The sequence below is a fragment of the Lactobacillus juensis genome (genome assembly GCF_036246285.1).
Taxonomy (GTDB): Bacteria; Bacillota; Bacilli; order Lactobacillales; family Lactobacillaceae; genus Lactobacillus; species Lactobacillus juensis.
In genome coordinates this window covers 441,818-467,461 of sequence record NZ_BTTS01000002.1, presented here as the reverse complement: position 1 = coordinate 467,461, position 25,644 = coordinate 441,818, and the positions used below count along the sequence as shown (strand labels likewise).

Annotated in this window: 25 protein-coding genes; 6 read left to right on the top strand and 19 right to left on the bottom strand. The window is 36.4% G+C overall.

Going from position 1 to position 25,644, the window contains the following annotated elements; all coding sequences use genetic code 11:
- Positions 1-12 precede the first annotated feature (12 nt).
- Genes AAA926_RS06335 through AAA926_RS06320 form a run of 4 tightly spaced genes read right to left on the bottom strand, consistent with a single transcriptional unit; the run spans position 13 to position 2,945 of the window.
- Positions 13-303, bottom strand: a complete 291-nt coding sequence (locus tag AAA926_RS06335) for a PTS sugar transporter subunit IIB (protein ID WP_265893056.1) — start codon at positions 301-303, stop codon at positions 13-15.
- Between the two features lie 23 nt (positions 304-326).
- Positions 327-1,724: a PTS galactitol transporter subunit IIC gene (locus tag AAA926_RS06330; RefSeq protein ID WP_265893055.1), complete on the bottom strand. Its 1,398-nt coding sequence runs from the start codon at positions 1,722-1,724 to the stop codon at positions 327-329.
- A 21-nt stretch (positions 1,725-1,745) separates the two neighbouring features.
- The gene (locus tag AAA926_RS06325; protein WP_338212145.1) at positions 1,746-2,198 is read right to left on the bottom strand and encodes a PTS sugar transporter subunit IIA; all 453 of its coding nucleotides are present in this window, start codon (positions 2,196-2,198) and stop codon (positions 1,746-1,748) included.
- A 27-nt stretch (positions 2,199-2,225) separates the two neighbouring features.
- The gene (locus tag AAA926_RS06320; RefSeq protein WP_338212144.1) at positions 2,226-2,945 is read right to left on the bottom strand and encodes an L-ribulose-5-phosphate 4-epimerase; all 720 of its coding nucleotides are present in this window, start codon (positions 2,943-2,945) and stop codon (positions 2,226-2,228) included.
- Positions 2,946-3,492: 547 nt separating this feature from the next.
- On the opposite strand from AAA926_RS06320, the gene hflX reads away from it, so the two are divergent.
- Complete coding sequence (gene hflX / locus AAA926_RS06315; protein WP_338212143.1) at positions 3,493-4,773, top strand: GTPase HflX; 1,281 nt, start codon at positions 3,493-3,495, stop codon at positions 4,771-4,773.
- Positions 4,774-4,904: 131 nt separating this feature from the next.
- Here hflX and AAA926_RS06310 read toward each other — a convergent pair whose 3' ends face one another.
- The 4 genes from AAA926_RS06310 to AAA926_RS06295 form a co-directional block, all read right to left on the bottom strand.
- Positions 4,905-5,807, bottom strand: a complete 903-nt coding sequence (locus AAA926_RS06310) for a C40 family peptidase (RefSeq protein WP_338212142.1) — start codon at positions 5,805-5,807, stop codon at positions 4,905-4,907.
- Between the two features lie 163 nt (positions 5,808-5,970).
- Positions 5,971-6,702, bottom strand: a complete 732-nt coding sequence (locus AAA926_RS06305) for a C40 family peptidase (protein WP_198179861.1) — start codon at positions 6,700-6,702, stop codon at positions 5,971-5,973.
- A gap of 193 nt (positions 6,703-6,895) precedes the next feature.
- Positions 6,896-7,492, bottom strand: a complete 597-nt coding sequence (locus AAA926_RS06300) for a C40 family peptidase (RefSeq protein ID WP_198179859.1) — start codon at positions 7,490-7,492, stop codon at positions 6,896-6,898.
- Positions 7,493-7,579: 87 nt separating this feature from the next.
- Complete coding sequence (locus tag AAA926_RS06295) at positions 7,580-8,134, bottom strand: guanylate kinase (protein WP_338212141.1); 555 nt, start codon at positions 8,132-8,134, stop codon at positions 7,580-7,582.
- 94 nt (positions 8,135-8,228) lie between these two features.
- Here AAA926_RS06295 and AAA926_RS06290 point away from each other — a divergent pair, with 94 nt between their 5' ends.
- On the top strand, positions 8,229-8,543 hold the full coding sequence (locus tag AAA926_RS06290; RefSeq protein WP_198179855.1) for a DUF2187 domain-containing protein: 315 nt from the start codon (positions 8,229-8,231) through the stop codon (positions 8,541-8,543).
- Between the two features lie 109 nt (positions 8,544-8,652).
- Positions 8,653-10,176, top strand: coding sequence for an O-antigen ligase family protein (locus tag AAA926_RS06285; protein ID WP_338212140.1), 1,524 nt, complete (start codon positions 8,653-8,655; stop codon positions 10,174-10,176).
- A gap of 146 nt (positions 10,177-10,322) precedes the next feature.
- Here AAA926_RS06285 and lacG read toward each other — a convergent pair whose 3' ends face one another.
- The 6 genes from lacG to AAA926_RS06255 all read right to left on the bottom strand — a co-directional run bounded on the left by lacG (position 10,323) and on the right by AAA926_RS06255 (position 16,239).
- Positions 10,323-11,744, bottom strand: a complete 1,422-nt coding sequence (gene lacG / locus AAA926_RS06280) for a 6-phospho-beta-galactosidase (protein ID WP_265893047.1) — start codon at positions 11,742-11,744, stop codon at positions 10,323-10,325.
- Positions 11,745-11,755: 11 nt separating this feature from the next.
- Complete coding sequence (locus AAA926_RS06275; RefSeq protein ID WP_338212139.1) at positions 11,756-13,513, bottom strand: PTS lactose transporter subunit IIBC; 1,758 nt, start codon at positions 13,511-13,513, stop codon at positions 11,756-11,758.
- Positions 13,514-13,536: 23 nt separating this feature from the next.
- Complete coding sequence (locus AAA926_RS06270; RefSeq protein WP_265893045.1) at positions 13,537-13,890, bottom strand: PTS lactose/cellobiose transporter subunit IIA; 354 nt, start codon at positions 13,888-13,890, stop codon at positions 13,537-13,539.
- 5 nt (positions 13,891-13,895) lie between these two features.
- Positions 13,896-14,759 carry a PRD domain-containing protein gene (locus tag AAA926_RS06265; protein ID WP_338212138.1) on the bottom strand — a complete coding sequence of 288 codons (864 nt, stop codon included), beginning with the start codon at positions 14,757-14,759 and terminating at the stop codon, positions 13,896-13,898.
- Positions 14,760-14,939: 180 nt separating this feature from the next.
- Positions 14,940-15,560: an LVIS_2131 family protein gene (locus AAA926_RS06260; protein WP_198179851.1), complete on the bottom strand. Its 621-nt coding sequence runs from the start codon at positions 15,558-15,560 to the stop codon at positions 14,940-14,942.
- A gap of 121 nt (positions 15,561-15,681) precedes the next feature.
- Entirely contained in the window at positions 15,682-16,239 is a 558-nt protein-coding gene (locus tag AAA926_RS06255; protein WP_198179849.1) for a polysaccharide deacetylase family protein, read from the bottom strand.
- 360 nt (positions 16,240-16,599) lie between these two features.
- Here AAA926_RS06255 and AAA926_RS06250 point away from each other — a divergent pair, with 360 nt between their 5' ends.
- Together AAA926_RS06250 and AAA926_RS06245 are read left to right on the top strand one after the other, a co-directional pair.
- Positions 16,600-18,177 carry a multicopper oxidase family protein gene (locus AAA926_RS06250; protein ID WP_198179847.1) on the top strand — a complete coding sequence of 526 codons (1,578 nt, stop codon included), beginning with the start codon at positions 16,600-16,602 and terminating at the stop codon, positions 18,175-18,177.
- Between the two features lie 99 nt (positions 18,178-18,276).
- Entirely contained in the window at positions 18,277-18,987 is a 711-nt protein-coding gene (locus AAA926_RS06245) for a C39 family peptidase (RefSeq protein WP_338212137.1), read from the top strand.
- 175 nt (positions 18,988-19,162) lie between these two features.
- On the opposite strand, the gene AAA926_RS06240 is transcribed toward AAA926_RS06245, so the two are convergent.
- From AAA926_RS06240 to AAA926_RS06220, 5 genes are all read right to left on the bottom strand, one after another.
- A complete protein-coding gene (locus AAA926_RS06240) occupies positions 19,163-19,639 on the bottom strand; it encodes a threonine/serine exporter family protein (RefSeq protein ID WP_198179843.1) in 477 nt (158 codons plus the stop codon).
- Between the two features lie 3 nt (positions 19,640-19,642).
- Positions 19,643-20,419 (bottom strand): threonine/serine exporter family protein, encoded by a 777-nt coding sequence (locus tag AAA926_RS06235; RefSeq protein WP_338212136.1) that lies wholly within the window; start codon positions 20,417-20,419, stop codon positions 19,643-19,645.
- A gap of 8 nt (positions 20,420-20,427) precedes the next feature.
- On the bottom strand, positions 20,428-21,975 hold the full coding sequence (locus AAA926_RS06230) for an ABC-F family ATP-binding cassette domain-containing protein (RefSeq protein ID WP_338212135.1): 1,548 nt from the start codon (positions 21,973-21,975) through the stop codon (positions 20,428-20,430).
- Between the two features lie 96 nt (positions 21,976-22,071).
- On the bottom strand, positions 22,072-22,446 hold the full coding sequence (locus AAA926_RS06225) for a hypothetical protein (protein WP_198179837.1): 375 nt from the start codon (positions 22,444-22,446) through the stop codon (positions 22,072-22,074).
- 26 nt (positions 22,447-22,472) lie between these two features.
- Complete coding sequence (locus AAA926_RS06220; protein ID WP_198179835.1) at positions 22,473-23,657, bottom strand: LCP family protein; 1,185 nt, start codon at positions 23,655-23,657, stop codon at positions 22,473-22,475.
- 147 nt (positions 23,658-23,804) lie between these two features.
- Here AAA926_RS06220 and pepF point away from each other — a divergent pair, with 147 nt between their 5' ends.
- Entirely contained in the window at positions 23,805-25,610 is a 1,806-nt protein-coding gene (gene pepF / locus AAA926_RS06215) for an oligoendopeptidase F (RefSeq protein ID WP_198179833.1), read from the top strand.
- Positions 25,611-25,644: the final 34 nt, after the last annotated feature.

The window sequence follows — 25,644 nt, the reverse complement described above, 5'->3', positions numbered from 1 at the left end:
ACCGCAAAAAAGTTAAAGACCTAATTTATCAACTACTTCATCAATAACATTATCAATTCCTATATTAGTTAGAAGTGGCAGGCCATTAATAACTGGGATTTTAACAGCGTCATTATCATATTGAGTAGTAGTAATAACTAAATCATATTCAGGTGCTAAAGACTCAATCTGTGCAACTGACGATTGTCCTAAAGAATATTCATCAGTTGAAATGCCGCGATTGCTTAATTCTTCCTGTAATTTATTCATAGCGGTAGTGCTAGTAACAACGCCTGCACCGCAAGCAACTAAAATTTTTTTCATTATTTTTCTCCTTGCTTAAACAATTATTTTTCTTTGGTATTTGCTGCCATCTGATTTTCTTCAGCGATAATCTTTTTCCTGTTCCACCAGCAAAGTCCTACGATCAGAATAATGCCAATTGCATAAGCTGCAATCTTATAAGGGGCAACTTGAACTATCAACCAGGGATATGGGTTGGAACCATAATCAATACTTGAAATCAATGACGAACCTTTTGGTATAGCAAAATGAGCAGCACGAGCACATTTGGTAATAAGTGGTGCCAAATTAGTACCAATCCACAAACCAATGACGACATTAATGGCACCAATAATAAATGATCTGAAAAAGTCACCGTGAGTAACTGAAACTATTAATGGAAACATAAAAACAAAACCTACTAAACCAATAGTTGGCAGGAATTGGTTCCCAGGTAAAATAAACGCAAACAATAGAGCAACAGGAATCATTAGCGTAGCACAAGCCAAAACTACTGGACTACCGATACCGACAGCTGTATCCATTCCGATATAAATTTTTCTTTTACCTGAAAATTTCTTTTGAGTAAATGCCTGAATGGCGTTTGAAACTGGTACAACTCCTTGTAATAATAAAGCTGCCATTTTTGGTGTAATAATCATCACGGCAGAAAGAGTAACGCCCATTAACATGATTTTACCCAGTTTAGTGGCGATAGTCATCCCCGGAATGAAGCCATATGCCAAAATTCCAATAATAATACCAATAGCAAAGCCTAAAAGTGTTGGTTCACCCCAAGAACCGAACTTTTTGTTAAAGTCTTTGGCATCCATATGAATTTTATTGACGCCAGGGATTTTATCAATAATCCAGTTAAAAACAATTGCTACTGGTACAAATGAACCAGCGTAACCGTGAGGAATAGAAATTCCTGGTAATCCTAGATATTTTTCCGAAAGTGGTGCAGTTCTGTCAGCAGTAACCATAATTACGATCATGTTCACACTTGCTAAAAACAAGCTGAGTACAATGTCTTTGGTTAAAGCATATACTAAAGAGCCACTAAACGCGAAATGCCAAAAGTCCCAAATATCAACGTCAATAGTTGACGTTGTTTTTGTAACCAACATCAAAACATTAATTGCTATTCCTAAAGGAATCATACTGACTCCGACTGCAGTACCATAAGCAATTGCTGAAGCTGAAGGCCAGCCAACGTCAATTACTTGTAAATTCAGATGCATTACTTGAATCATGTTTTTAATTGCCGGATTCATAACATCAGTCAAGATTGAAACTGTAGCATTTAAACCGATAAAGCCAATTCCAACCATTAGGCCACCACGCAATGCTTTGGTAAACGGCACTCGCACGCACAAACCAAAGATTAACATAATAATTGGAATTAGGACTGTTGGACCTAAACCAACTATATACATAATGAAATCAATAACAGGTTTCATAATAACTCCCTCTCTTTATTTTTAAATATGCTTAGAAACAATTTGAAAAAGTTCCTGACTATCAGTCAGCTTTTGCAAATCACTTAAAAGCTTTTGATTTTGAAATAATGTCATTAACTTTTGCAACATCTTAACTTGACTGTGCGGGTCTTTTAATGCCAGCATCACAACAATCTGAACATCCAAGCTTTTCTTAGTTTCAGCCATATTGTGAAATGGTACTGGCTGATCCAAAGTAGCAAAAGCTATTGCTGCTTCATTAACGTACTGTACATCTGTATGAGGAATTGCCACAGCAATTTTGCCACTGGGCAAACCTGTCGGATGAATTCTTTCCCTTTGCATAACTGCATTTTCAAAAGTATTTTTAACCTTACCGTTAACTTGCAGCTTATTTGCCAGAAAATGAAGTACTTCATCAGCTGTATTTACTTTGACATGTGCAAAAACTAATTCTGGAAGTAAAAGTTCCATTTATTCACCTCCTTTATTCGGTAATTTTTAATTGTGAGAAAAAGATTTCGCACTAGTCTGACCATAGTAAGCATTAGCCCCATGCTTCCTGTAATAATGTTTATCAAGCAGGTATTGTGGCAGTTCGCAATTTTTTCTTGTCAACTGCAAAGTGTGATAATCTTCCTCTGCGACAACTTCTAAAACTTTGGCATTATATACTGCCTTGTCAGGCGTTGTTCCCCAGCAAAACGGCCCATGCTGACTAACCAACGCAGCAGGAGTTGCTTCATAATCTAAATGGCGTTCTTTAAATGTACGCACGATTGTTTTTCCTGTGTTTCCTTCATAGTCTGCTGCAATTTCTTCTTTGTTCAGTGCATCAGCTGCTGGAACATCAGTGTAGAAGGTATCGGCATGGGTAGTATTGAGTGCCGGTATGTCCATTTTTGCTGCCGCAAAAGCTACTGCCCACGGTGAATGAGTATGAACAATGCCACCAATTTTGGAAAAGTGGTTATATAAATAGGTATGAGTTGGAGTGTCACTTGATGGATTCAGCTTGCCTTCAACTACCTTACCGGCTAAATCGACTACTACCATATCCGCAGGTGTTAATTTGTCGTATTCAACTCCTGAAGGCTTAATAACAAATAATCCCTGCTTGCGGTCAATACCAGAAACATTGCCCCAAGTAAAAGTAACCAAACCCAACCGGGGTAACTGCATGTTGGCTTCATATACTTCTTTTTTTAATTGCTCTAGCATTACTTAGCCTCTTTCTAGATGTAATCGTTCTCAACCAATATTCAAGCACGACAACAGAATAAGCAAAAGTCAAGGTTATCCATTATTTCTGGTGCAATTAGTTAACTAGATATTTGGACAACAAAAAAGCACACCGATTAGGATGTGTCTATTTACTTTTGTATTTTCTATAATAAAGAGTTACATAATAAAGAGTTACGGATTCTCGCTTTAATTGCGTCTTGTTCTGATTTAGAATAAATTGCATTTGCACAATTTTGTCGGTAACTCGTCTGTAAAAATGAAAAACTTTAGAGTTTTGCTTACTAATAATTTTTATAACCAGCATACGTATAGTAGCCCAGTTTTCGTAAACGAGACCTTGAGTATCTTTGCCTTTTTTGAGGCACTTAACTGTTGTAACTTTACTTCTTCTTTTTGGTAAACTAAGCGATTTGTATTAAAATTGAACTATTATAAACCCGAAAGAAGAATGAAACATGTGGATTAATAATTTTTAATTTTTAAAAATTAATACTAATAACTTTATGTACAGAAAGAGAATTAAATGATTGATAATACTCCACGAAAAACCAAAGCATTTATTGCCGGCGCCAATTTAAATGATCCCAATTTTGACTACTACATGAGCGAACTGGCCAACCTGACAGAAGCAGCAAACATGGAGGTTGTAGGACAAGCTCGACAAAATGAGGAGCATATAATTGCTGGCACTTATTTTGGCTTAGGAAAAATCAATGAAATTAAGGATATGGCACACGGTTTAAAAGCAAAAGTTCTAGTACTTAATGATGAATTGACGCCAGTTCAAATTCGGAACTTAGAGAAATTAACTAAATTACGAGTAATTGATCGTACCGAATTAATTTTAGAAATATTTTCAAGTAGAGCACGCACTAAGCAAGCAAAACTGCAGGTTCAACTGGCACGCTTGCAGTATGAATTGCCACGATTGCACCCATCAGAAAATACCTTAGACCAGCAACGCGGTAATGGTGGCTCAACTGGCGGCGGCTTTACCAACCGTGGTGCTGGTGAATCCAAACTGGAATTGAACCGGCGTACTATTGGTAAACAAATTTCTATTATAAAAAGGGAATTGCAAGCAATTGATAAGCAGGAACAAATCAAAGCCAAAAGGCGTAATCAAAACCATATTCCAAAAGTAGCACTTGTTGGTTATACCAATGCCGGCAAATCAACCACAATGAATGGACTGCTAAAAGAATTTTCTAAACATAGCGATAAACAAGTTTTTGTGAAAAATATGTTATTTGCCACATTAGATACAAACGTACGCAGAATAGACTTAGAAAATAATTTTAGTTTTATTCTTTCAGACACAGTTGGTTTTATTTCTAAATTACCTCATAATTTGATTGAATCTTTTAAAGCTACTTTGCAAGAAGTTAAAGATGCCGACTTATTGATAAATGTTGTTGATGCCTCTGATCCCAACATGATCCAAATGATTCGCACCACGCAAAATGTGCTCAATGAAATTGGTGTTAAAAATACTCCGATGATCACTGCCTACAATAAGGCCGACAAGTCGCAGCGAAATTATCCCCAAATTGAAGGCAGCGGCATTTTATACTCGGCTATTGATACTAAATCGATTGAAACCCTTGCTGACTTAATAACGAAGCGTATTTTTTCCAATTATAAAAAAATTAATTTGCTGCTGCCTTTGTCTGCTGGGAAAATCTTATCTTATTTACACGAAAATGCCCAGGTATTAAAAGAAAGTTATCAAAATGATGGCGTTCATATTGCTGTACGACTGTCGCCCACAGAGCAAGCTCAATTTGCCGGTTATATTGTCTAGAAGAAAAGCGGTATTTAAAATAACATAAAATAAAAAGATTCTCACTTTGCTATGAGAATCTTTTATTTTAATATAAATTGACATTAGGAAAGCAAATCAAAGTCAATTTGATCACAAATTTTGCCAGTTAATTACTGGAGAACACGCTTTGCTACACAAGGATAAAAATATGAACTGATTGACTGCAATACCACGCCTTGTTCCGGCGTTGCAGCACTAATGTACTGGTTATTTCCAACATAAATGCCAACATGATAAGGAGCATCTGTCGAGCCCCAATATAATAGATCTCCAGGCTGCAACTGGCTCATTGCCACTGTTTGACCAACTTTTACCTGGTCAGTTGTTACTCGTGGTAATTTTACACCACCAGCTTGATTATACACATACTGCACCAAACCAGAACAATCATAATTATCTGGACCGTTGCCACCCCAGGCATAGCCCTTACCTAATTGACTTTCAGCTAAATTGACTACAGCCTGAGCACGCTTTGAAACATTGTCAGAAACACTATTATTAGCTAAATTAATTGTATTTACGTTATTTTTATTGCTCTTCTTTTTAATAACATTGTTTAAATGGGGAACAACTACTTTTTGTTTTTGGATCTTTTGTTTTTTTGGTATTTTTAATGCTTTCTTAGCTTTTACCTGTTTATTTTTCTTTTTTGATACAGCAGGTTTTACTTGTTCACGAGCGGTTCTCGCATCAGCTTTAGTTTCCAGGTCCTCAGTGTAGCGAGCTTCAATCCACTCACTATCACCAATCATATACCATAGCTTGCCCTTGCGATCAACCGCTGTTTTAGCAACATTCCACTTGCTCTTATTTTTGGCACGAAAACTTATTAGTTGTCCACCTTCATAATTCGTCCAAATTTTGACATTTTTATTGGGCAAACAACTAATTTGCACCCGCTTGACAGGTTCTTTTAATGTAGCAGCATCCACGGCTTTTTGTGGAGCAGTCACAGCAATTCCAGTTAGCGTCAATGCTGCAGCAAGTCCCATTTTCCAAAAGTTACACTTCATCAGATCGGTTTCTCCTTCAAAATAGCAAAAATGTGATCATAAATCAGTATTCAATTTTTATTTTAGACGCTTTAAATATTTAATCAAGTTACACTAATCAAACAGTACTAAAAAAACACTTAGAAATTTTCCAAGTGTTTTAATTTATTCAAAATATCTTCTTTTATTCAAGAACACGTTTTGCAACTGACGGATAGAAATAAGAACTTAAATTTTCTTTCACAACCCCTTGAGCCGGAGTAGCAGCATGAACATACTGATTGTCACCAACATAGATACCTACATGATATGGTGCTGTTGAGGAACCCCAGAACAAAAGATCACCCGGTTTTAAATTTTGCAGGGAAACCTTTTTGCCCTGCTTAACTTGTGAATAAGTTGTACGGCTTAGATTTACGCCAGTAGCCTTGTTATAAACATATTGAGCTAAACCAGAGCAATCAAAACCTTGTGGTCCGTTTCCGCCCCAAGCATAAGATTTACCAACCTCGGCTTTTGCCAAATCAGCAACTTTTTCTGCCTGCTTTACACTCTTTTTCTTAATAGTTCTAGCTTGAACTTTCGCAATTTTAGTTCCCGGCTTGACAGTATAACGAGCCTGAATCCATTGACCCTCACCAATTTGATACCAAGTGTTGCCTTTTTTATCAATTGCTCTGCTCAAAACCCGCACCGTTTTACCATGCTTAATTCTTTTACCAGTAAAAGCCGGATTTTCATAATTATCCCAAACATTAATGCCGTATCCAGGAACATAATTGATTTTTAGCTTGTTTGTAGCTGCTTTAACATTAGTAGCCGCAGAACTAGTATTAACTGCATTCGCAATTCCAAAGCCAGTAATAGTTAAGGCCGCAGCAGTAGTAAATTTAACCAGATTACTTTTAACTTTCAAAACCAAAATCCCCCCGTATTAGCATCAAGTTGTTTTAAAATTAAGTTCTATTTCTATGTTACAAAATCAATTTTACACGCATATTGTTACAATAAGGTTACAATAATAATACCGGTAAGTAAAAAAGCCCTTTCAGCTCACTGTAACTGAAAGAACGTACCTACAATTTTTAAAATACAGAATCAGAGTTTAATTAGTCTAATATACGCTTTGCAGCGGAGGGATAGAAATATGCACTAAGTGATTGTTTTAAAACACCTTGACTTGGGGTAGCTGCATGAACAAATTGGTTATCTCCAACATAAATGCCAACATGATAAGGGGCAGCGGAAGAACCCCAGAAAAGCAAATCGCCCTTCTTCAATTTTTTTAATGAAACTTTTTTACCTTGTGTTACTTGAGAATAAGTAGTTCGTGGTAAAGTTTTATTTCCAGCTTTTTTATAAACATATTGTACTAATCCAGAACAATCAAAAGAATAAGGACCTGTAGCACCATATACATATCCTTTGCCAACCTGTTTTTTGGCTAATTTAGCTACGGCTGTCCGCTTTTTGGTCACTGCACTGGCACTGACATCATTCACTGTAGTAGCACTAACTACTGTTACACTAGTTGCACCAGTGAAAAACAAAGCTATGACAGTTATTAATCTAATTAATATCTTTGAATGTCCGTGTTTCAAAATTAAACTCTTTTCTAATTCATATGCGAAAATTGTTCGTAAATATAACAAATGATAGTTGGAAATCACTCGTCCTATTTCTTCGACATTTTCTATAATACTCATTCAATGTTACACGTTTGTTTCAAACGAGCTACAAAACGTTAAGAATTTTATTTTTGAAACAGGGACTTTTTTACAAAAGTAATTTAATTAGTTCAGTGTTTTTCTGAGGCCTGTGACAATGGTGAGGAGTTTTTTTTCAGTCTTCTGCCAGTCATCATTAATTAATACGTGGGCATCTTTTTTAAGGTTATCAGGTAACACATTTAGTTCACTGCCGCTTAATCGCTCTTTAATTTTATGAGGATTATCGCCTCTTTTTAGTAAACGTTCAGCAAGCATTTCTTTAGAGCTGGTAGTAATGTATAAAAAATAAACTTGACTATTGATTGCAGCTAAATATGAAGCAGCTCCCTTAATATCAACAATCAAAGATACTACATCATGGTCCAGCCAGGCATTTTCTAACGCTTCTCTGCTCGATCCATATTGGTATGAGCCGTATTTAACGTGCTCAAAAAAATGTAGTTTTTTAAAACTGGCATCAGTTTCAAAATGATAAGAATTTTCGGCACTTTCTCCCGGTCTAATTGGCCTAGTTGTGTGAGTCAAAACTCTGGGAATATCGAACTTATTTGCTAAATATTCTGAAATAGTTGTTTTACCGGCTCCACTCGGCCCGGCAATTAAAATTAATTTTTGCAAAATCCAAGCTTCCTTTACTTGAAAACAATTCGCTTTTATAATAATATCTTTCTATTATAATGAAACATGGGTGAGAGAGGAAGTAAAATTTATTATGAAAAAAGCAGATGTGAAAGCAGATGACATTCTTAGCGCCAAATCTGAAGAAGAGCTGACCAAGCCTTTTCTTGGTAAAGTGGAAAAAATTTACGAAAATTCTGCCCTGCTAAAAATTATTGATTATGATCCGACTGATAAGACTGCAGTTAGTGACTTAAATCAAAAAATAGTAGTCAATTTTAAGAATTTAAAGAGCGTTCCTAAAAAGAAAATTAAGGAAATTCAGGCTTTGGCCAAAAGTGATGTTAAAGTAGAAAAAATTAAAAAAGCTGCTAAAGAAAAAGCAAATACGGATAAGAAGAAAGATTAATAGCTATTTTTTAATTAAGAAACAGTGAATAAAGATTCACTGCTCTTTTTTTTTGCTGCGTTTTTGCCTAAAATTAAACCATGAAAATATTTATGATATGGAGAAAAAAGTGAAAGAAAAAGCAAGAACTGTCTTATTTTGGTTCATTTTAATTCAACCTTTTTTAGATTTATATTGGTTTTATCACGGCACTCTAGCCAATATTTTACCATTTACTCTGCCTACCATTATTCGTATTTTAGCTGTGGCAACTTTAGTTTGCCTTTATTTTAGTTCGAAAAATTCCTGGCAGAAACTATCACGGGAAAAGTGGCTGCTAGTTTATATTGTTCTTTTAGCCATCTATTCAGCACTGCATTTAGTGCATGTGCAACACTTTACCAGTGTCAGCCCCAACAATTATGGCTACACTGCCAGTGGAGAAATCTTTTATTTAATTAGAATGATGCTGCCTTTAACAGTGCTTTATTTAACTGATGAATTAGATTTTAGTCAAAAGCAATTGCAACTGGTGATTGAAGGCATTTCAGGACTCTTTTCAGGTACTATCGTTCTTTCCAACCTTTTTGTTATTTCTCTTAAATCGTACGAAACAGGAACGATTAGTGCCAATATTTTTGAGTGGTTCTTTAATCCTAATATTGGTTATTCGCACATGGCCTCTAAAGGTTTCTTCAACTTTACCAATATGATCTCAGCCGTCCTCTTTATGTTGCTGCCACTTATGCTTTACTATCTTTTCACTTCATTTAACTGGCACACCATTATATTAAATGTAGTGCAAGCTCTGGCAATGATCGAAATCGGCACCAAAGTGGCTGCTATTGGTCTGATCGGAGGAATAATCATTGGTCTCATTCTGTTTGGCCTACATAAATATTTGATTAAAGATATAAAAAACGGTGGCAAGGCGTTTTTAGTTGCATGCTTAATTGAAGTAGGATCACTAGTGATTTTACCTTTTGGTCCTGCAATTCAGCGTTACAATTATGAAATTTACCTGGCTAAGCAGTCCGACCACGACTTAACTGATGAAAAAAAGGAACTAGCTGCAGGCTTACAAAAATATCCTAGTGGTGAAAAAAGAGCTGATTTTTTACGTTACTTTATCAAGAAAAATTATCAGGAATATGCTCTTAATCCCAAGTTTGTCTTTAAAAGCTATCCTTACCAATACGACCCCGAATTTTGGCTTAAAATTATGAATGAACCGGGCCAAGCGCGAATGGAAAATCGTCACATTGAAAAGGCTATGCTTAATCAAGTAGTCAAAACCAATAATAATAAACTAGATAAATTTTTGGGCATATCATACATTCGAGAAAACAACATCTTTAATTTAGAGCGCGATTTCGCCGCTCAAATATATTCTTTAGGCTGGCTGGGGATGCTCTTGTTTGTCGGACCATATTTGGCAGTACTAATTTATGGAGCATACAGATGGCTTAGATATAAGACAGCACGAACCTATTTAGCCAGTTCTTTAATTGTTTCCAGCAGCTTTATTTTACTGGCCGCCTTTTCTTCTGGTAATGTAGTCGACTTCTTAACAGCCAGCTTTATTCTCGCCTTTGTCGAAGGTAATCTATTAGTTCAAGTTCGTAAAAAGAAAAACATACGGATTTCCAGTTAATGTAAAATTGTAGATTTATCACAGTTTAAATTTGAGATAAGGGACTAAGTGCCACAATCGGACTTAGTTTCTTTTTTTTCGCCCATTAGAAAACCCCGAATTTATTCAATTTCGGGGTTTGAACTAAGTTAGTTGCTTAAATTTTACTATTTATTCATTGTATCTGCTAATTCTTTAAACCATAAAGCACTCCTTTTAATGTAACGCTTCTGCGTTTTGAAATCGACATAAAATAAACCATAACGCTTATTGTAGCCGTTAGCCCAGGAAAATTGATCTTGCAGTGACCATACAAAGTAGCCTTGAACATTAACACCCTCACTGCGCGCCTTCAAGAGGGCTGCGACGTGTTGATCAATAAAATCAATTCTGGGAGTGTCATCAATAATCTTATCTGGGCTGACAAATTTATCCTTATAGCCTAAACCATTTTCAGTAACATAAATTGTTTTGCAGTTAGGATAATCACGACTAATACGCTTTAATGTGTCATAGAGGCCCTGTGGGAAAATATTCCAGTCCCAGTCAGTTGTTGGGACTCCCGGCTTTTTAACAGTTTCTCCTACTCCTTTAAACTTAAATGAAGAAGTGCCCTTGTCACCTGTACCATTAAAGTGGTTCTCACTTTCACCATGATATGCCTTAATAAACTGATTTTGATAATAATTCAAACCAAAAATATCGTTTTGCTTTGCTGCCTTAGCCAGAATGTCCAAGTCACCGTCTTGAATATCTAAATGCGCGTTATTTAAACGCAATATCTCATTAATTGATGCCATGGTATCGTCTGAATAATAGCCTAAGAACGTTCCGTCAAGCAAAAATTTGTTCAAAAACGCGTCTTGCAATTTAGCTGCATGTTTATCTTCAGTGCTGGTTGATATTGGATATACTGGTTGAATTACATGAATTAGGCCAATTCTGCCTGGTAAACCCATCTCTTTATATAAATTAACTACTCTGGCATGTGCCACTAATTCATTATGTTCGGCCTGAATTGCACTGGTGACGTCAAAATGATGATTTGGTGGAAAAGTACCGGCAATGTATTGTGAATATGCTAAAGAAATTAGTTCATTAATAGTAAACCAGTTTTTTACTTCTTTAAATTCATTAAAGCAAAACTTAGCATAGTCCACAAAATAATCAATATTCTTGCGGTTTAACCAGTCACCATTATCAAATAAAGTTTTGGGACTATCAAAGTGATGCAAGCTAACATATGGCTCAATACCATTATCCAAACATTCCTTAAATAGTTTGTGATAATAATCTACGCCACTTTGATTAACTTGACCGTGACCTTCAGGAAAAATCCTGGTCGAGGCAATTGAAACGCGAATTGCATTTAAGCCATATTTTTTGGCAAGCCTAATGTCTTCTGGATACCGGTTGTAAAAGTCACTGGCAGGATCTGGTGAAAATCTGCCCTGCTTTTTGAGGTAATCATCCCACATAGTTTTGCCCTTGCCATCAACTTGAGTGCTACCTTCAACTTGATAAGCTGCAGTGGCACCACCCCATACGAAATCGTGAGGTAATTTTTGTACTCTATTTAATAAAGTCATTTTAATCTCCTTTATTCAGAAATGTTAGCAATTATCAGATCTAGACACTTGTCAGCATGTTGCGTCATATCAATATATTGCTTTCCGGTAGTCGTAATCATCTTAGCGTTATTCTTATCGCATTCTTTTTTCAGTTCATCTTTCATCGCATTCATTTGTGGTGCCAAAATAACGATGTCCATTCCTGAAAGCAAATCATGGTGAGCACCAAATGAAGTAGCGGCCACTGCTAACGGTAGATTATTTTCAGCAGCTAACTTGTTTAAGGCTTTGGCTAAAATACCACTGGTACCACCACCAGCACAAAGTACGAGAACATTCAGACTTTTACCATCTTTTGTTTTTGCTAAAGGAATCTTGCTTATACTTGCAACATTATTTTCTGATCCTGAACTACTTGAATTATCTGTTTCCGCATTATTATTAGCATTAGTTTCGATTTGAGCTTCATTAGCCGCACTGTTTGCGCCAGCATTTTCTTTCGCTGCTTCTTCAGCACATTTTTGAATGTCATAAGCTTTAAAAAACGGGTAGTACATTACAACATCTACAACTAAAAGCAAAATTGCCAAAATAATTGAACCTACTGAGAACCCAGTACCCATTATTAATCCAAGTGTTCCTGGTGTAGTCCAAGGAAGGTTATAAATAAAACCAGGCATGTGGAAGAAATCAACAAATATCTTGAAAAGCCAGACGTTGGCAATTGGTGTCAAAATGAAGGGGATAAAGAAGACCGGATTCAAAATTAATGGCGCTCCAAATAAAATCGGTTCATTGACCCCGAATAGCACTGGAATTGAAGCAGCTCGACCAACCGCTTTTAATTCCTTGGACTTAGACATGAAAGCAAACATTAATGTAATAACTAAAGTAGCACCAGTACCACCTAAAGTAGCAACAAAATATTGCGTACCCTGAGCCAAAATTCTGTTGGCGCCAGCAATATTGCCAGCTTTCCAAGCCGACAAGTTTAATTCAACATTGCTTAAATAAATAGCAGTGACTGCTGGCTCAACAATGGATGGTCCCTGAATTCCGATGAACCAGAAGAAAGCCATCGCACCATATACTATTGCCAGACCAAAATACCCGTCTGCTGCAGTAAATAAAGGTGATAAAACCTGAATTATCCAAGCAGCTAAATTGGTTCCAGTCATAGCTCTAAAGGCTAAAGAAAAAATCCAGAAGAAAAATGTACTAATTGCAAAAGGAATAATATTCTTAAAAGCTCCTGCAATATTTTGTGGTACTGCATCTGGTAATTTAATTGTGATGTTATGCTTAAAACATTGATAGTAGACGTTAGGCACTATAAATGCTACTAAAAAAGCACAAATTAAGCCTTTAGTACCGATCATCGCAACTGCAAAATACAGATTATTCATTTTATCAGTTAAAGTGTCAACAGCAACTAAAACAAAAGAAACTTGAGCTGTAAATTGCACACCTACTGTTGGAATCTGGTCTGTTTTGGGCAAGTCGAGATTAAATGAATCAGTTAAAGCCTTGGCAACTGATGAAGAAGCCATCAAAGCTAAAACGCCCATTGACATGTTGTAAAACATGTTTAAAGCATTAGCCACTTTAGTGGGCCAGGCAAAGTGCCAAATTAAAGGCACATTTGCTATTAATAAAAAGATACTTGAAAAGATAATGATTGGCATTAAAGCTATAAAGCCATCTCTTACCGCACGCAAATATTTATTGGCAGCGACTTTTTGAAAGAACGGCTGCGCTTTCTCTATTTGCTTAATTACAGCATTCATTTTTAAACCTCTTTCTCGCTTAATTACTTATTTTTTAATTCATTCAATTCCTTTAAAGCGGAATTATACTTTTCATATAAATCAATAAAATACTTTGCCTCATCCCTTAGCAGCATTGTAGTCATCAAAGTATCCTGTCCATGGCTCATAATAAATGTAGTTTCCATTTCTTCACCACTAGCCTCTTTACTCATTAATTTTGTTTGTGCATTATGAGCATCATTTAGCGAACTATCTGCACTTTTGACTAATTCTCTTGCTTTATCGTAGTTGCCACTTCTGGCTTCATCTAGAGCTTTAATTAGTGCAGTCTTGGCATCACCTGCATAAGCAACTATTTCAAAACCGGCCATTGAAATTTCTTCCTTGGTTACCATATTTTTTACTCCTTTTCTTTTTGCCCCAATATTTGATGAATATGAATGATAAAATACACTCTTTCTGCATCAGAAGGATGAAAATCAAATTCAGCGTCTAACGCCTGAAAGATTTCCTGAGTTATATGATACGAACGTGGATATGCTTTGATCATGTCACATTCAATCTTCTTATCAATAGAATCTTTCTTTTCTGGTGGTCGCCAGAGCCTTTTAGCCAGATACTGCAGATGAATAAGAAATCGCCTGAAACTATCCCTATTTCTGCTGTTCTGATAAACGTTATTATTGTCTAGCACATTGAGCACTACATTAATCAATTTAGAGGTGTCAAAAATATATTTTGATTTGCCTTCATGCTTTGCAATGCCATTAGGAATCTTGCTATTGATAAAATGAAGAGCTATGCTTTTAACCTCTGAATTTGGAAACTCAACGTCTAACTTATTGTTAATAATCCCAAGTGCTTCTTTTGCTATTTGATATTCTTCAGGATACTTTGCACTTAAATCCGGGATCTCATTTTCCTTGTACCTTCCTGCCAAAAGCAATTTATAAGCTCCATTTATATGTTCACTTAATGTTAAATAAATCGAATCATAAACTTGGAAATGATAATTTATTCTTGCATTTTCAATAACTGCAAAAACTGCTGCAATTATGTCTGCCGGAATATTATGAAATAAATAATTAAACGATTCTTTATCCTTCTTATTATCTAAATAAAAAATCTTCTGAATTTTACTAGTATCAACATGTCTGTTTTTTCCTTGTTCAAATCCCACTCCCTTACCGAAAACAATTGCTTCTTGTCCTTTCCCAACATCAACTAAAATGCTGTTATTATTAAAAATTTTTTTAAGGCGCATATCTTTGTTCCTTTTTTACGAAAAAAAGAGACTACTAGTAATAGCCGATGAATAATATAAAATTCATCAGTTTTACTAGTAGTCTCGCCTAATTTGATAGTAACAATCTACTTAAATTTTCAATATAAATAAAGGATAGCACACTTTTAAAATTATGCAAGCGCTTTATTTAAGTTAATTCTACTTTTCTTTGATAAATGATGAATCCGGAATCCTAATTAAATAGTAGCGCGTAGCGTTATGCCCAGCGTGCATTCCGATCCCATTCTGCCAAACTTTTTTATAGTCGGCTGTATAGATAGCAACATAAGCACGCTGATATTTACGATCCATTTTCTGCAACTCTTTTTTATCATAGGGAATTTTTGCGGCATTCAAATCCAAGGGGCTTTTGCCATATGCAACGGTAGCAAAATCGCTGGATACCTTAATTTTCTTACCTGGTCTGTAATAGGTAAAAGTCTGAGTACTAATCCTTTTCTTTTTCGAATTAATAGTTACGTAACTCGAATTACCTTCCCCAGTGTTCATGACAATGGGTTCGTAAGTAATGTGCGCTGTTATTTTGCTGGTATCTTCAAGGTCAGGATTATCCAGCATCGTTTTGTTAAAAAGCCAGCCAATACCGACTATTAAAACAACTACTTCAATAACATCGACTAGAAAATTAGGCCAGCTAAACTGCCTGTGCTTCTTGATAATCATAGTAATTCGGCGCTTGCGAATATTTTGCACAACAAAAACTAGATACAGAATAATAATTACCCATAACAAAACTCCAAGTAGATTCCAGCTAACCATAACGGACCTCCTGCTTCTTTCTCCATTATATTGTAAAAAGTATCTTTTGAATAGCTGAGCTTAAAAATAGCATTATTAAAGCAATAATTAAAAACCGTTCCCTATTAAAAAATAAGGATTTCTATTTAGTCTTTTTGGTAGTTTTTTTCTTAGTTTTATCAGTTTTCTTAGCAGCTGGCTCTTTAGTAACCGACTTCTTTTTGATTGAAGTCGAAGGCTTTTGGTATTCACGTACCTGCTTAATTTTTTCCTGCATTGCATTTGTCAGTCTGTCTACAATAACCGTTTCATCTTGTTCAATTTCTTCTTCTGTTGCTATCTGGTCAATTCTAAACCCTGATGCATTTAAATATTCTGATTTAGTTTCAAAATAAATGGCCACAGGATATTCTTTACCTTCTTCGAAAAAATTAGCAATCTTTTTGTAGTTACTATAAGGCAAATTAATAATATTACTTTCTAAAGCAAAGGCAACTGGTCTCTGCCCGCTTATTTCAAGTGCAACATGACTTAATGAGCTATGCTTAAGCGCAGCTCTGGTTTCTTCAACTAATTTAGCCGCTAACTCTTGTATTCTGGCTTTTGACTTACTAATTTCTGCATATTTAACAGTTTCTAAGTCTTCAATATAATCTTGTTTTTCTATTTTTGTAGTTAAATCTGTTAAGCTTATTTTCAAATTAAAAACCCTTATCTAAATTTATCAAATTTTATCAGTCTTTTATACGATACAAAAAGTTTTGTTTAAAAACAATTTTTTTATTTCTTTTAAAAATATTTTTTTAAAAAACACTTTTGCTATTCAATGTTAACAAAAAATGGTCAAATGCTGTTTTTATTCAAAGAAAACCACTGTTTAAGCAGAATTTTTGCCAATATTAAATAACACTTTGCTCTATGAAATTTTGAAAAAGCGCTTTTATAAATTATTATTAAAAAAACTTAACTTTATCTACTTTACAAGCGTTTTCACATAGAGTAAATTTAACATGTAACTAAAAATTTTTCACTAAATTTTTTAACTGAAAGGTAGACGAATATGTCAGATAAAGTTTACACAGATTATTTCTATAATTCCGAAGATTTTGATAAAAATCACGAAATGGGATACAAGGATCTTCACATTCCTGAAGGTGTTGAAGCCCAACCTTTAATTGTTCCACCAGTATTAGAGCCTGATAAACAAGAAAACAATGATGTTTGGTACACAATTGATTCCCAGGAGGGTGACTTCCAATTTTTGCCAGGTAAAAAGACTCATACTTGGGGCTACAACTTCCCAGTTCTTGGTAAAACTATGGTTTTGACCAGAGGTCAACACGTTCATGTAACTTTGAAGAACAGCTTGCCAGAGTTAACTACATACCACTGGCATGGTATGGAACTTCAAGGTCCTGGTAACGATGGTGCTTGCCACTCACCAGTTTATCCAGGTGAAGAAAAGCAAATTGACTTTACTGTTAAGCAACCAGCAGCCTTAACATGGCTTCACGCTCACCCATGTCCATCAACAGCCATGCAAGTTTGGATGGGGCTGGCAATGGGTGTCGTTATTACTGACGCCAACGAAGCTAAGTTACCAATTCCTAAGACATACGGCAAGGACGAGTTCCCAATTATTTTGCAAGACCGTATTTTCCACGAAGATAACCAATTTGACTACAAGGCAGACTACAACGCAATGGGTATCTTTGGCGACACTCCAATTATCAATGGTGTTGTCCGTCCATACGTTGATGTCACTACTCAAAAAGTACGTTTGCTCTTCTTAGGTGGTTCTAACCGTCGTGAATGGCGCCTGCACTTCAGCGATGACTTGGTAATGACTCAAATCGCCGGCGATGACTCATTCTTGGAGCACCCAGTTAAATTGACTAAAGTCTTAATTGGACCAGGTGAGCGTCAACAAGTAGTTGTTGATTTCAGCAATTACAAAGAAGGCGATGTTGTCAACCTTTACACTGATGACTTCAAGTTGGTTGAATTCAGAATTCACAGCTATGAAAAAGATGACAGCGTAATTCCTGACACATTGTTCAAACCATACGATCCAGTTGTTAACCCTAACTCACCAATTCCTCATGTTACTATGGACAACCACAACATGATCAATGGCAAGTTGTTCTCAATGGAAAGAATTGACATGAAGCAGGAATTGATGAATGCTGAATACTGGGATGTAACTAACACTAACGATAAAGTTAACGGTATGTTGCACCCATTCCACACTCACGGTGCCCACTTCTTGGTTGTATCACGCAACGGTAAAGAGCCATATCCAAACGAAAGAGGCGTTTACAAAGACACTATCGAAGTAGCACCTCAAGAAACGGTTCGCATAAAGGTTTACTTCCAAAACACAGGTGTCTTCATGTACCACTGCCACATTATCGAGCACGAAGATGCCGGTATGATGGCGCAAATTCAAATTGTTGATCCAAAAGAACCAGACAAGAAATATCATTTGATGGACATGGAAACTTTGACTAAGGCTTTTGCTGAAGAAAGAGGAGTACCTGAAGACGAAGTCTTCTGCCCAGGAATGGACGTTGAAGGTATGGCAGTTAAGGGTGAAGATCACAGTCTTGATGCTTTATCAAGCGCAACTCACCACTAATTACCGCTTTCAATAAAGAAAAAATAAAATTTAGCAAAATCGCTCATTAATTTGAGCGATTTTTTGCTTTTAATAATCATCCTATGTTTAAATAGCTTTATGAAAAAGAAAAGATTTTCCATTAAAGCAATTTTGATACTACTACTGGTTATTTTTTCTCTAGGTTTAGTTTTTACAATCTTTAACTCTACAGGTGTTAAAGACCGCTATGACTGGTTAACCCTGAAATCATCCCAGAAGCTAGATGTTCCCCTAGAAAATCAATATCCAGATCTGCCTAATGGTTGCGAAGTAACTTCTCTGTCAATGCTTTTACGCTATTATGGTATCAAGGTAAATAAACTAAATTTGTCTGAAAACATAAAACACGTTTCTTCATATACCGATAATGGCAAATATCGGGGCAATCCTCATGTTGGCTTCGTTGGTTACATGAGTCAGGCAAATGCAGGATGGTGCGTTTATAATGAACCGCTAGAACAAGTTGGGCTGAAGTATACTAACCGAATTAAGAATTTCACGAATCATGATTTTATCCAAGTAATAAAATTGGTGTCTGATGGTCATCCAGTTCTAATTATCACTACCACCAATTTTAATCATGTTAGCGACATGCAAACGTGGCAAACAGCTCAAGGTGAAGTCCATGTGACTCCGTCTTCACATGCTTGCGTTATTACCGGCTTTGATAAAAAGGCAAAAATCGTTTACGTTAATGATCCCTTTGGTCATAAAAATAAGGCAATTCCGTGGAGAAACCTGGAAAAAAGTTATAACCAGCAAGGTAAACAAGCATTATATCTAGAATAGAAAAAAGAGCAGATTCAATTAAGAATCTGCTCTTTTTCAAATCGAGGCCCGTTAATAATAACAGGTGACTACTTCTGTTCACATCAGGTTGGTCAACCGCCAGCACTTCCCGTGCCTGCCACTTAAGGCGGACGTCCTCATACAAATACGCATCTCGCGTTTTTGTCGACTCGCATTAATTATTATACTTATCTGAGTGACGTTTGTAAAATTTTTTTATTCTGAAGAAAATTTCCACACACATGTTCGACAAGAGCATCCCCAAAGCAATTGAACCTGTTACTATTATTACTCTTAAAACTGCATCATTTGCACCCCTGAGGTTGCCGGATGTTAATTCACGCACAGCCTGATATGCTGGAACACCTGGCACTAAAGGCACAATCGCTGGGATATAAAAAACTGTAGCCGGGCATTTTTTCATTCTGGCAAAAACTATCCCTAAAATACCAATAGCAAAAGAGCCAAGTAAATTGGATAATAACCGACCCATCGACGCTCTCATTGCCAGCCAATAAATAATCCAGCTAATAATTCCACTCACGCCGGCCAAATTAAGTACTCGTCTCGGGACATTGATTGTTAAAGCAAAGCCAGCCGAAGCAAGGTAGGCAAAAGCAACATTAATTGCTATTTCTAACCAAAAAGGCATTTTTTAAGCTCCTAAAAATTTCAAGACAATACCAACTCCGCCGCCCAATGCAAATGCTGTAAGCAGAGCCTCACAAATTTTCACCATTCCTGAAAGAATGTCACCTTTAAATAAGTCTCGCAGTGCATTTGTCAAAGCAAGACCCGGAACAAGCGGCATTAATGCACCAGTTAGAATATGGTCAATAATCATTTGCGGAAAAAGTTGAACTAAACCGGCTGCAATTACCGTCATAATCAGAGCTGCAACAAGTTCAGCCAGGAATCTTACGTTAGTAAAGCGTTTAAAATAATAAAATGAAAGAAATCCAATAGCCCCCACGATAGCCGCGGCCGGAAAATCAATCCAATCATAATTATTCATGAACAATACCATGAGCGTTGCACTTAAAATTGCGGCACCAATTGTCTGCAGCCATATAGGGAAATTAGGATAACCTCCCTTTGCCATCTTGGTAACTTCTTTTCTGACCTCTTGCAAAGTTATTTTTTTATCTGCAAAAGCTCGCGACAAGGAATTAATGCGGTCAACTAGTTCTAAGTTGATATTGCGCTCATGTACGAGAGTACTCTGGCAGTAGTTACCGTGATCTAAGCTCATAAATACACCAGTTGGCACCACAAAAACACGTGGATCCGGTTCACCAGCGCTTTTAGCAATACGCAACATTGTATCTTCAACCCGATACATTTCGCTGCCTCCTTCAATCATTAATTCACCGGCAGTTAAGCAGGTCTCAAGCAAATCTTGGTAAAATAATTCACCTGGTCTAGCACTCATTTTTCACCTCAAAGTTTGTTCATAGTCTCAATATCAATAGTTTTATCAACCCAATTGCCTTGGAAAAAATCACGTTCATGGCTCACGATAATCACTCCACCAGGAAATTTGATGATAGCCTGTCTTAATGCATCTTTAGAATCACTGTCCAAATGATTGGTTGGCTCATCCAAAAATAATAAATTTGCAGGTTCAAATAACATTTTTGCGAGTTTGACTTTTTCTTGTTCGCCACCTGATAGTTTTTTTAAAGGACTCATTGCTTGTTGAGCAGTAACGCCTAGTTTTGCTAGAGCCCCTCTTAATTCTTTGGGTTTTATGCGTTCAAAGTTTTCCTGCAAATATTGCAGAGGCGTCATATTGTTATTCGGCCAAGTTAATTCCTGTTTAAAGTAGGCAATTTTAGCAGTTTCAGACAATTTATAGGTACCAAAAATCGGATCAAGTTGCCCCAGTAATGTTTTTAAAAGCGTTGACTTTCCAATGCCATTAAAACCGGTAATAGCAACTTTTTCATTACCCCCAACCGAAAAATTGAACGCTTCTTTGACTAACGCCTGATCATAACCAATTACTAAATCCTGCGTTTGCAATAAAAGGTTGGCTGCTGTAGCCACATAAGGAAATGCAAAGTGCGGTTTATGGTTATTTTTAGGTGGATTTAGTACATCCATTTTTGCAAGTTGCCGTGCCCGTGATTTTGCGCTTTTTGAACGGGTACCAGCCTTATTTTTGCGAATATAAGCTTCTGTTTTGGCAATCTTACGCTGCTGGTTAGCATAAGCCTTCATATACGTTTCGCGATTAGCTTCTTTTTGACGCATTGCCTGTTTTAAAGTCCCAGTATAACGCGTTATTGTGCCGATATCTATATCAATGATACAATTGGCAATTCTGTCTAAAAAGTCATAATCATGGCTAACTACGATAAAAGCACCGGCAAAATTATTCAAATAATCAACGAGCCAATCTATGTGTGAAACATCAAGATAGTTCGTCGGCTCATCTAGCAGCAATACATCTGGTGTTTGCAAAAGCAATTTAGCCAAAATAATTTTTGACCTTTGACCACCTGACAATTGACTCACATCATGATCATATCCCAGCTCTGCCAGACCTAATCCCGATGCAACGCGCTCAATTTCGGTATCAATATTATAAAAATTATTTTCTTCTAAATAGGTTTGCATTTTACCCGCTTTTTCTAGTAAAGAACTATCACCCTCAGTTGCATACTTTTCATACAACGAACTTAACTCTTTTTCTTTACGATAAAGTGGTGCAAAAGCTGTACGTAAAAACTGGCGAATTGTTACCCCCGGTTTCAACTTGGCATACTGGTCAAGGTAACCTATAGTAATTTTATTTTGCCATTTAATTTGTCCTTCATCAGGTAGTATTTCACCAGTTAAAATTTTAATCAAGGTTGATTTACCAACCCCATTTTGACCAGTCACACCCATATGATCCTCTTTGTTGAGTACAAAACTGGCATTTTCATATAAAGTTTTATCTTCAAAACCTTGTCCCAAATTTTTAACTGTGAGTAAGCTCATTGTGCATCTCCCTAAATATCAATATAAATTGTACAAAATAAAGTAAAACTACCCTCAAATTCTTGCCTTTGCTAACATGCACAATAAAAAAGTGGGCTATTTGCCCACCTTTTCCTTTTTTTCTTGTTCATATTTCTGCAAGGAGTCCAATACTTTAGGCCAATAACGCTTAGGTAAAATCAACTGCAATTTATCATTATATATTGGAAAATCGCTTGCTTTCATTCCAGTAATTTTAGCTAAATCCTTATCAGATAAATGATATTCCCGTGCAATTCGTTTAATTTCAACGGAAGCATGACCACGAAACCATGAAAAAGCAAAGAAAATTAAGGCAAATATACTTGCTGCTAATATAGCAACTGGTAAATTCCAACGAAATGTACGCAAACAAATGAACGCTATCGCAATAAAAGCAATGAAGGCTGATATTGTACTATAAACAGCCAGGAACATAGATTGCTTACGCATATTCTTTATCCTCCTTTGCCCGAACGTTATTGACCTGCAGAATTATCACCACTGGTTCCGGTTCCTGAAGAATTGTTAATTGATTCATCAGTTACTACCGAACGATAAATCTGGTAGTTAGTAAACGGACTGGGATCTTTCCACTTAATATTATTATTCTGCTCATTTAATTTATTGAGTTTCGTTTCATCATTATCCAATACTTTTTTATCCAAGTCAAGATTGGTACGTATCTTGTCCGAAGCCTTTTGCAGCTCCTCAGTTGATGCTACCTGAATAGAGGCTCCATTAATCCAGGCATCATGACCCTGAATATAACCACTGGCAATATTTTGCGAACAGCCTCGATATGTCAGTGCTAAAGCTAACATGTCATTAAATGTAAGGTTGGTTTTGACATATTTTGAAAAAATCTTAACTAACTTGCGGTAATTGGTAATTGAATCCACAGAAACTGCTTTATGGACAACAGCAGTGATAACTTGTCTTTGACGCATTTGCCTGCCGTAATCGCCTCGAGGATCGTCATGGCGCATTCTAACATAGGCAACAGCATGACGACCATTTAAATGTTGCTTACCCTTGTGAAAATCACACCAGTCATATGAGAATTTGAACGGCACTTTAACGTCAACGCCGCCAACAGCGTCAACTAAGCTCTTTAGTGCTTTCATATTTACTTCCACATAATAATGAATGGGGACACCAATTAAAGCTGAAACTGTTTTCATTGATGCAGAACTGCCACCAACACCATATGCTGAATTAACCCGAAACATATTGTACTTGTTTCCAGGATCACCTAATATATTAGTAAGGGTGTCTCGAGGGATCGAAGTCATTGTCGATTTATTTTTTGCTGGATTAGCAGTAGCTAAAATCAAAGTATCCGAATTACCTTTATCATGACGGCCTTCAAGTCCTTGATCAACTCCCAGAATTAAAACAGAAATCGGCTGTCTGTTGGCAATTCGTGCAGATGTCGCATAATTGCCGCCTTCGCCATCTATAGCGCTGTGTAAAGCAAAATACATGTGAGCTAGCCAAGCTAGGCCGCAGCTGACGCACAGAACTGCTACAATACCACAAATCCGAGCGAAAACGCTGCCTTTAAAGGCTTTGGCAGGTTCTGCTAGAGCCATATTTCGATGAAGATTTAAAGAAGAATGCCTTTTATGGTAATCTTCTCTGCGTTTTGAATTTGGATTCATTCCTCTATTTAAGCCCTTTCGTAGTTTTCATCTATATATTTTTAACACTTTCAAACTTGAATTAAAATAATATCAATTATAATTAATAATATCTTATTTTTTAATCTTTAGTATAATTTAATTAAATAGCTAAAAAGGAGATTTTATATGTCGATTCCTAAACGTAATGAAGTCCCAGAAAATCTAAAATGGGACTTAACCAGGATATTCAAGTCTGATACTGACTGGGAAAATGAATATACACGTGTTAAAAAAGAAATACCAGCTTTAAGCACTTTAAAAGAAAATTTTACCACTTCTGGTGCCTCTTTATATAATAGTATTACTCAGATTTTGACTGTTAGCCGTAGATTAGAAAAAGTCTATTCATATGCTACTTTAGCAAGTGATGTTGACACTGGTAATGCTCATTATCTGGGTTATGTAGCCCAAGTACAAGGTCTAGCAAGTCAATTTGAAGCAGCTACTTCTTTTATGAATCCAGCAATTTTAAGTCTTTCAGCAGAAAAACTGCGTGCTTTTGAACGCGATGAGCCTAAACTAAGTAATTATAAGCACTTGCTTGACCAAATTACCAGACTGCGGCCATATACCTTATCTGCACCTGAAGAAAAATTAATTGCAGATGCAGGTGATGCTTTGTCCGCTTCTGAAAATACTTATAATGTCTTAACTAATTCTGATATGGAATATGGCTATACTCAAAATGATAACGGTGAAATGGTTCAACTTTCCGATGGCTTATACTCACTGCTTATTCAATCTCAAAACCGAAAAGTGCGTCAAGATGCTTTTGCTTCCATGTACGCTACTTACGGCCAATTTGAAAATTCCCTGGCAGCAACTCTTTCTGGTGCTGTCAAGGAGCATAATTACGATGCCCGTGTTCACCACTATCCATCAGCTCGTGAGAGTGCAATGAATGCAAACGGGGTGCCAACAGTCGTTTACGATACTTTGATAGATGAAGTTGATAAACACCTCGACTTACTACATGAATATGTAGCTTTACGCAAACAAATTTTAGGCTTAAAGGACCTGCAAATGTGGGATATGTACGTTCCATTAACTGGTAAACCAGCATTGAGCTATACTTTTGAGCAAGCTAAAGCAGAAGCTAAAAAAGCATTAGCACCCTTAGGAGAGGACTATTTAAAACAGGTCGACTATATTTTTAACAATCGCGTAATTGACGTGGTTGAATCACAAAATAAAGCTACCGGAGCATATTCTGGTGGCTGCTATGATACAGATGCATATGAATTGCTCAATTGGGAGGACAATGTTGATTCATTATACACATTAGTTCATGAAACAGGACACTCCGTCCACAGTATGTACACTAGACAAAATCAGCCGTATGTTTATGGTGATTATCCGATCTTTGTTGCTGAAATAGCTTCTACAACTAATGAAAACATCCTGACAGAGTACTTTTTGGCACATATTACCGATCCTAAAACACGCGCCTTTGTTCTTAATTACTACCTGGACTCTTTCAAAGGAACCTTGTTTAGACAAACGCAGTTTGCTGAATTTGAACAACAAATTCACGAAATGGACGCCAATGGTGAACCTTTAACTGCCGATCGTTTAGATGATATTTACGGTAAAATTAATCAACGTTATTATGGTGATGCAGTAGAACCTGGCGGAGAAATTGCTAAAGAATGGGCCAGAGTACCTCATTTTTATTACAATTTTTATGTTTATCAATACGCTACAGGCTTTGCCGCAGCCGCTGCCTTGGCAAACAATGTCGTTCATGGTACTGCCGAGCAACGAAATGCCTATTTGAACTTTTTAAAAGCTGGTTCTAGTGACTATCCTACTGAAATCATGAAAAAAGCTGGAATTGATATGACGAAGCCTGATTATTTAGAAGAAGCCTTTAAAACTTTTGCCAACCGTTTAAGCGAATTTAAGAAAATTGTTCAAAATAATTATGACTAATACTTGCATCTTTTAGTTATAAATAATATAACTG

Coding starts and splice junctions, on each gene's coding strand:
- AAA926_RS06320 (WP_338212144.1), bottom strand. CDS start 2,945: ATGCTAGAGCAATTAAAAAAAGAAGTATATGAAGCCAACATGCAGTTA.
- AAA926_RS06260 (WP_198179851.1), bottom strand. CDS start 15,560: ATGGTTAGCTGGAATCTACTTGGAGTTTTGTTATGGGTAATTATTATT.
- AAA926_RS06265 (WP_338212138.1), bottom strand. CDS start 14,759: ATGCGCCTTAAAAAAATTTTTAATAATAACAGCATTTTAGTTGATGTT.
- AAA926_RS06310 (WP_338212142.1), bottom strand. CDS start 5,807: ATGAAGTGTAACTTTTGGAAAATGGGACTTGCTGCAGCATTGACGCTA.
- AAA926_RS06220 (WP_198179835.1), bottom strand. CDS start 23,657: ATGAATCCAAATTCAAAACGCAGAGAAGATTACCATAAAAGGCATTCT.
- AAA926_RS06250 (WP_198179847.1), top strand. CDS start 16,600: ATGTCAGATAAAGTTTACACAGATTATTTCTATAATTCCGAAGATTTT.
- lacG (WP_265893047.1), bottom strand. CDS start 11,744: ATGACTTTATTAAATAGAGTACAAAAATTACCTCACGATTTCGTATGG.
- AAA926_RS06225 (WP_198179837.1), bottom strand. CDS start 22,446: ATGCGTAAGCAATCTATGTTCCTGGCTGTTTATAGTACAATATCAGCC.
- AAA926_RS06270 (WP_265893045.1), bottom strand. CDS start 13,890: ATGGTAACCAAGGAAGAAATTTCAATGGCCGGTTTTGAAATAGTTGCT.
- AAA926_RS06275 (WP_338212139.1), bottom strand. CDS start 13,513: ATGAATGCTGTAATTAAGCAAATAGAGAAAGCGCAGCCGTTCTTTCAA.
- AAA926_RS06290 (WP_198179855.1), top strand. CDS start 8,229: ATGAAAAAAGCAGATGTGAAAGCAGATGACATTCTTAGCGCCAAATCT.
- AAA926_RS06325 (WP_338212145.1), bottom strand. CDS start 2,198: ATGGAACTTTTACTTCCAGAATTAGTTTTTGCACATGTCAAAGTAAAT.
- AAA926_RS06300 (WP_198179859.1), bottom strand. CDS start 7,492: ATGAGTATTATAGAAAATGTCGAAGAAATAGGACGAGTGATTTCCAAC.
- AAA926_RS06230 (WP_338212135.1), bottom strand. CDS start 21,975: ATGAGCTTACTCACAGTTAAAAATTTGGGACAAGGTTTTGAAGATAAA.
- AAA926_RS06235 (WP_338212136.1), bottom strand. CDS start 20,419: ATGAGTGCTAGACCAGGTGAATTATTTTACCAAGATTTGCTTGAGACC.
- hflX (WP_338212143.1), top strand. CDS start 3,493: ATGATTGATAATACTCCACGAAAAACCAAAGCATTTATTGCCGGCGCC.
- AAA926_RS06330 (WP_265893055.1), bottom strand. CDS start 1,724: ATGAAACCTGTTATTGATTTCATTATGTATATAGTTGGTTTAGGTCCA.
- AAA926_RS06245 (WP_338212137.1), top strand. CDS start 18,277: ATGAAAAAGAAAAGATTTTCCATTAAAGCAATTTTGATACTACTACTG.
- AAA926_RS06240 (WP_198179843.1), bottom strand. CDS start 19,639: ATGCCTTTTTGGTTAGAAATAGCAATTAATGTTGCTTTTGCCTACCTT.
- pepF (WP_198179833.1), top strand. CDS start 23,805: ATGTCGATTCCTAAACGTAATGAAGTCCCAGAAAATCTAAAATGGGAC.
- AAA926_RS06335 (WP_265893056.1), bottom strand. CDS start 303: ATGAAAAAAATTTTAGTTGCTTGCGGTGCAGGCGTTGTTACTAGCACT.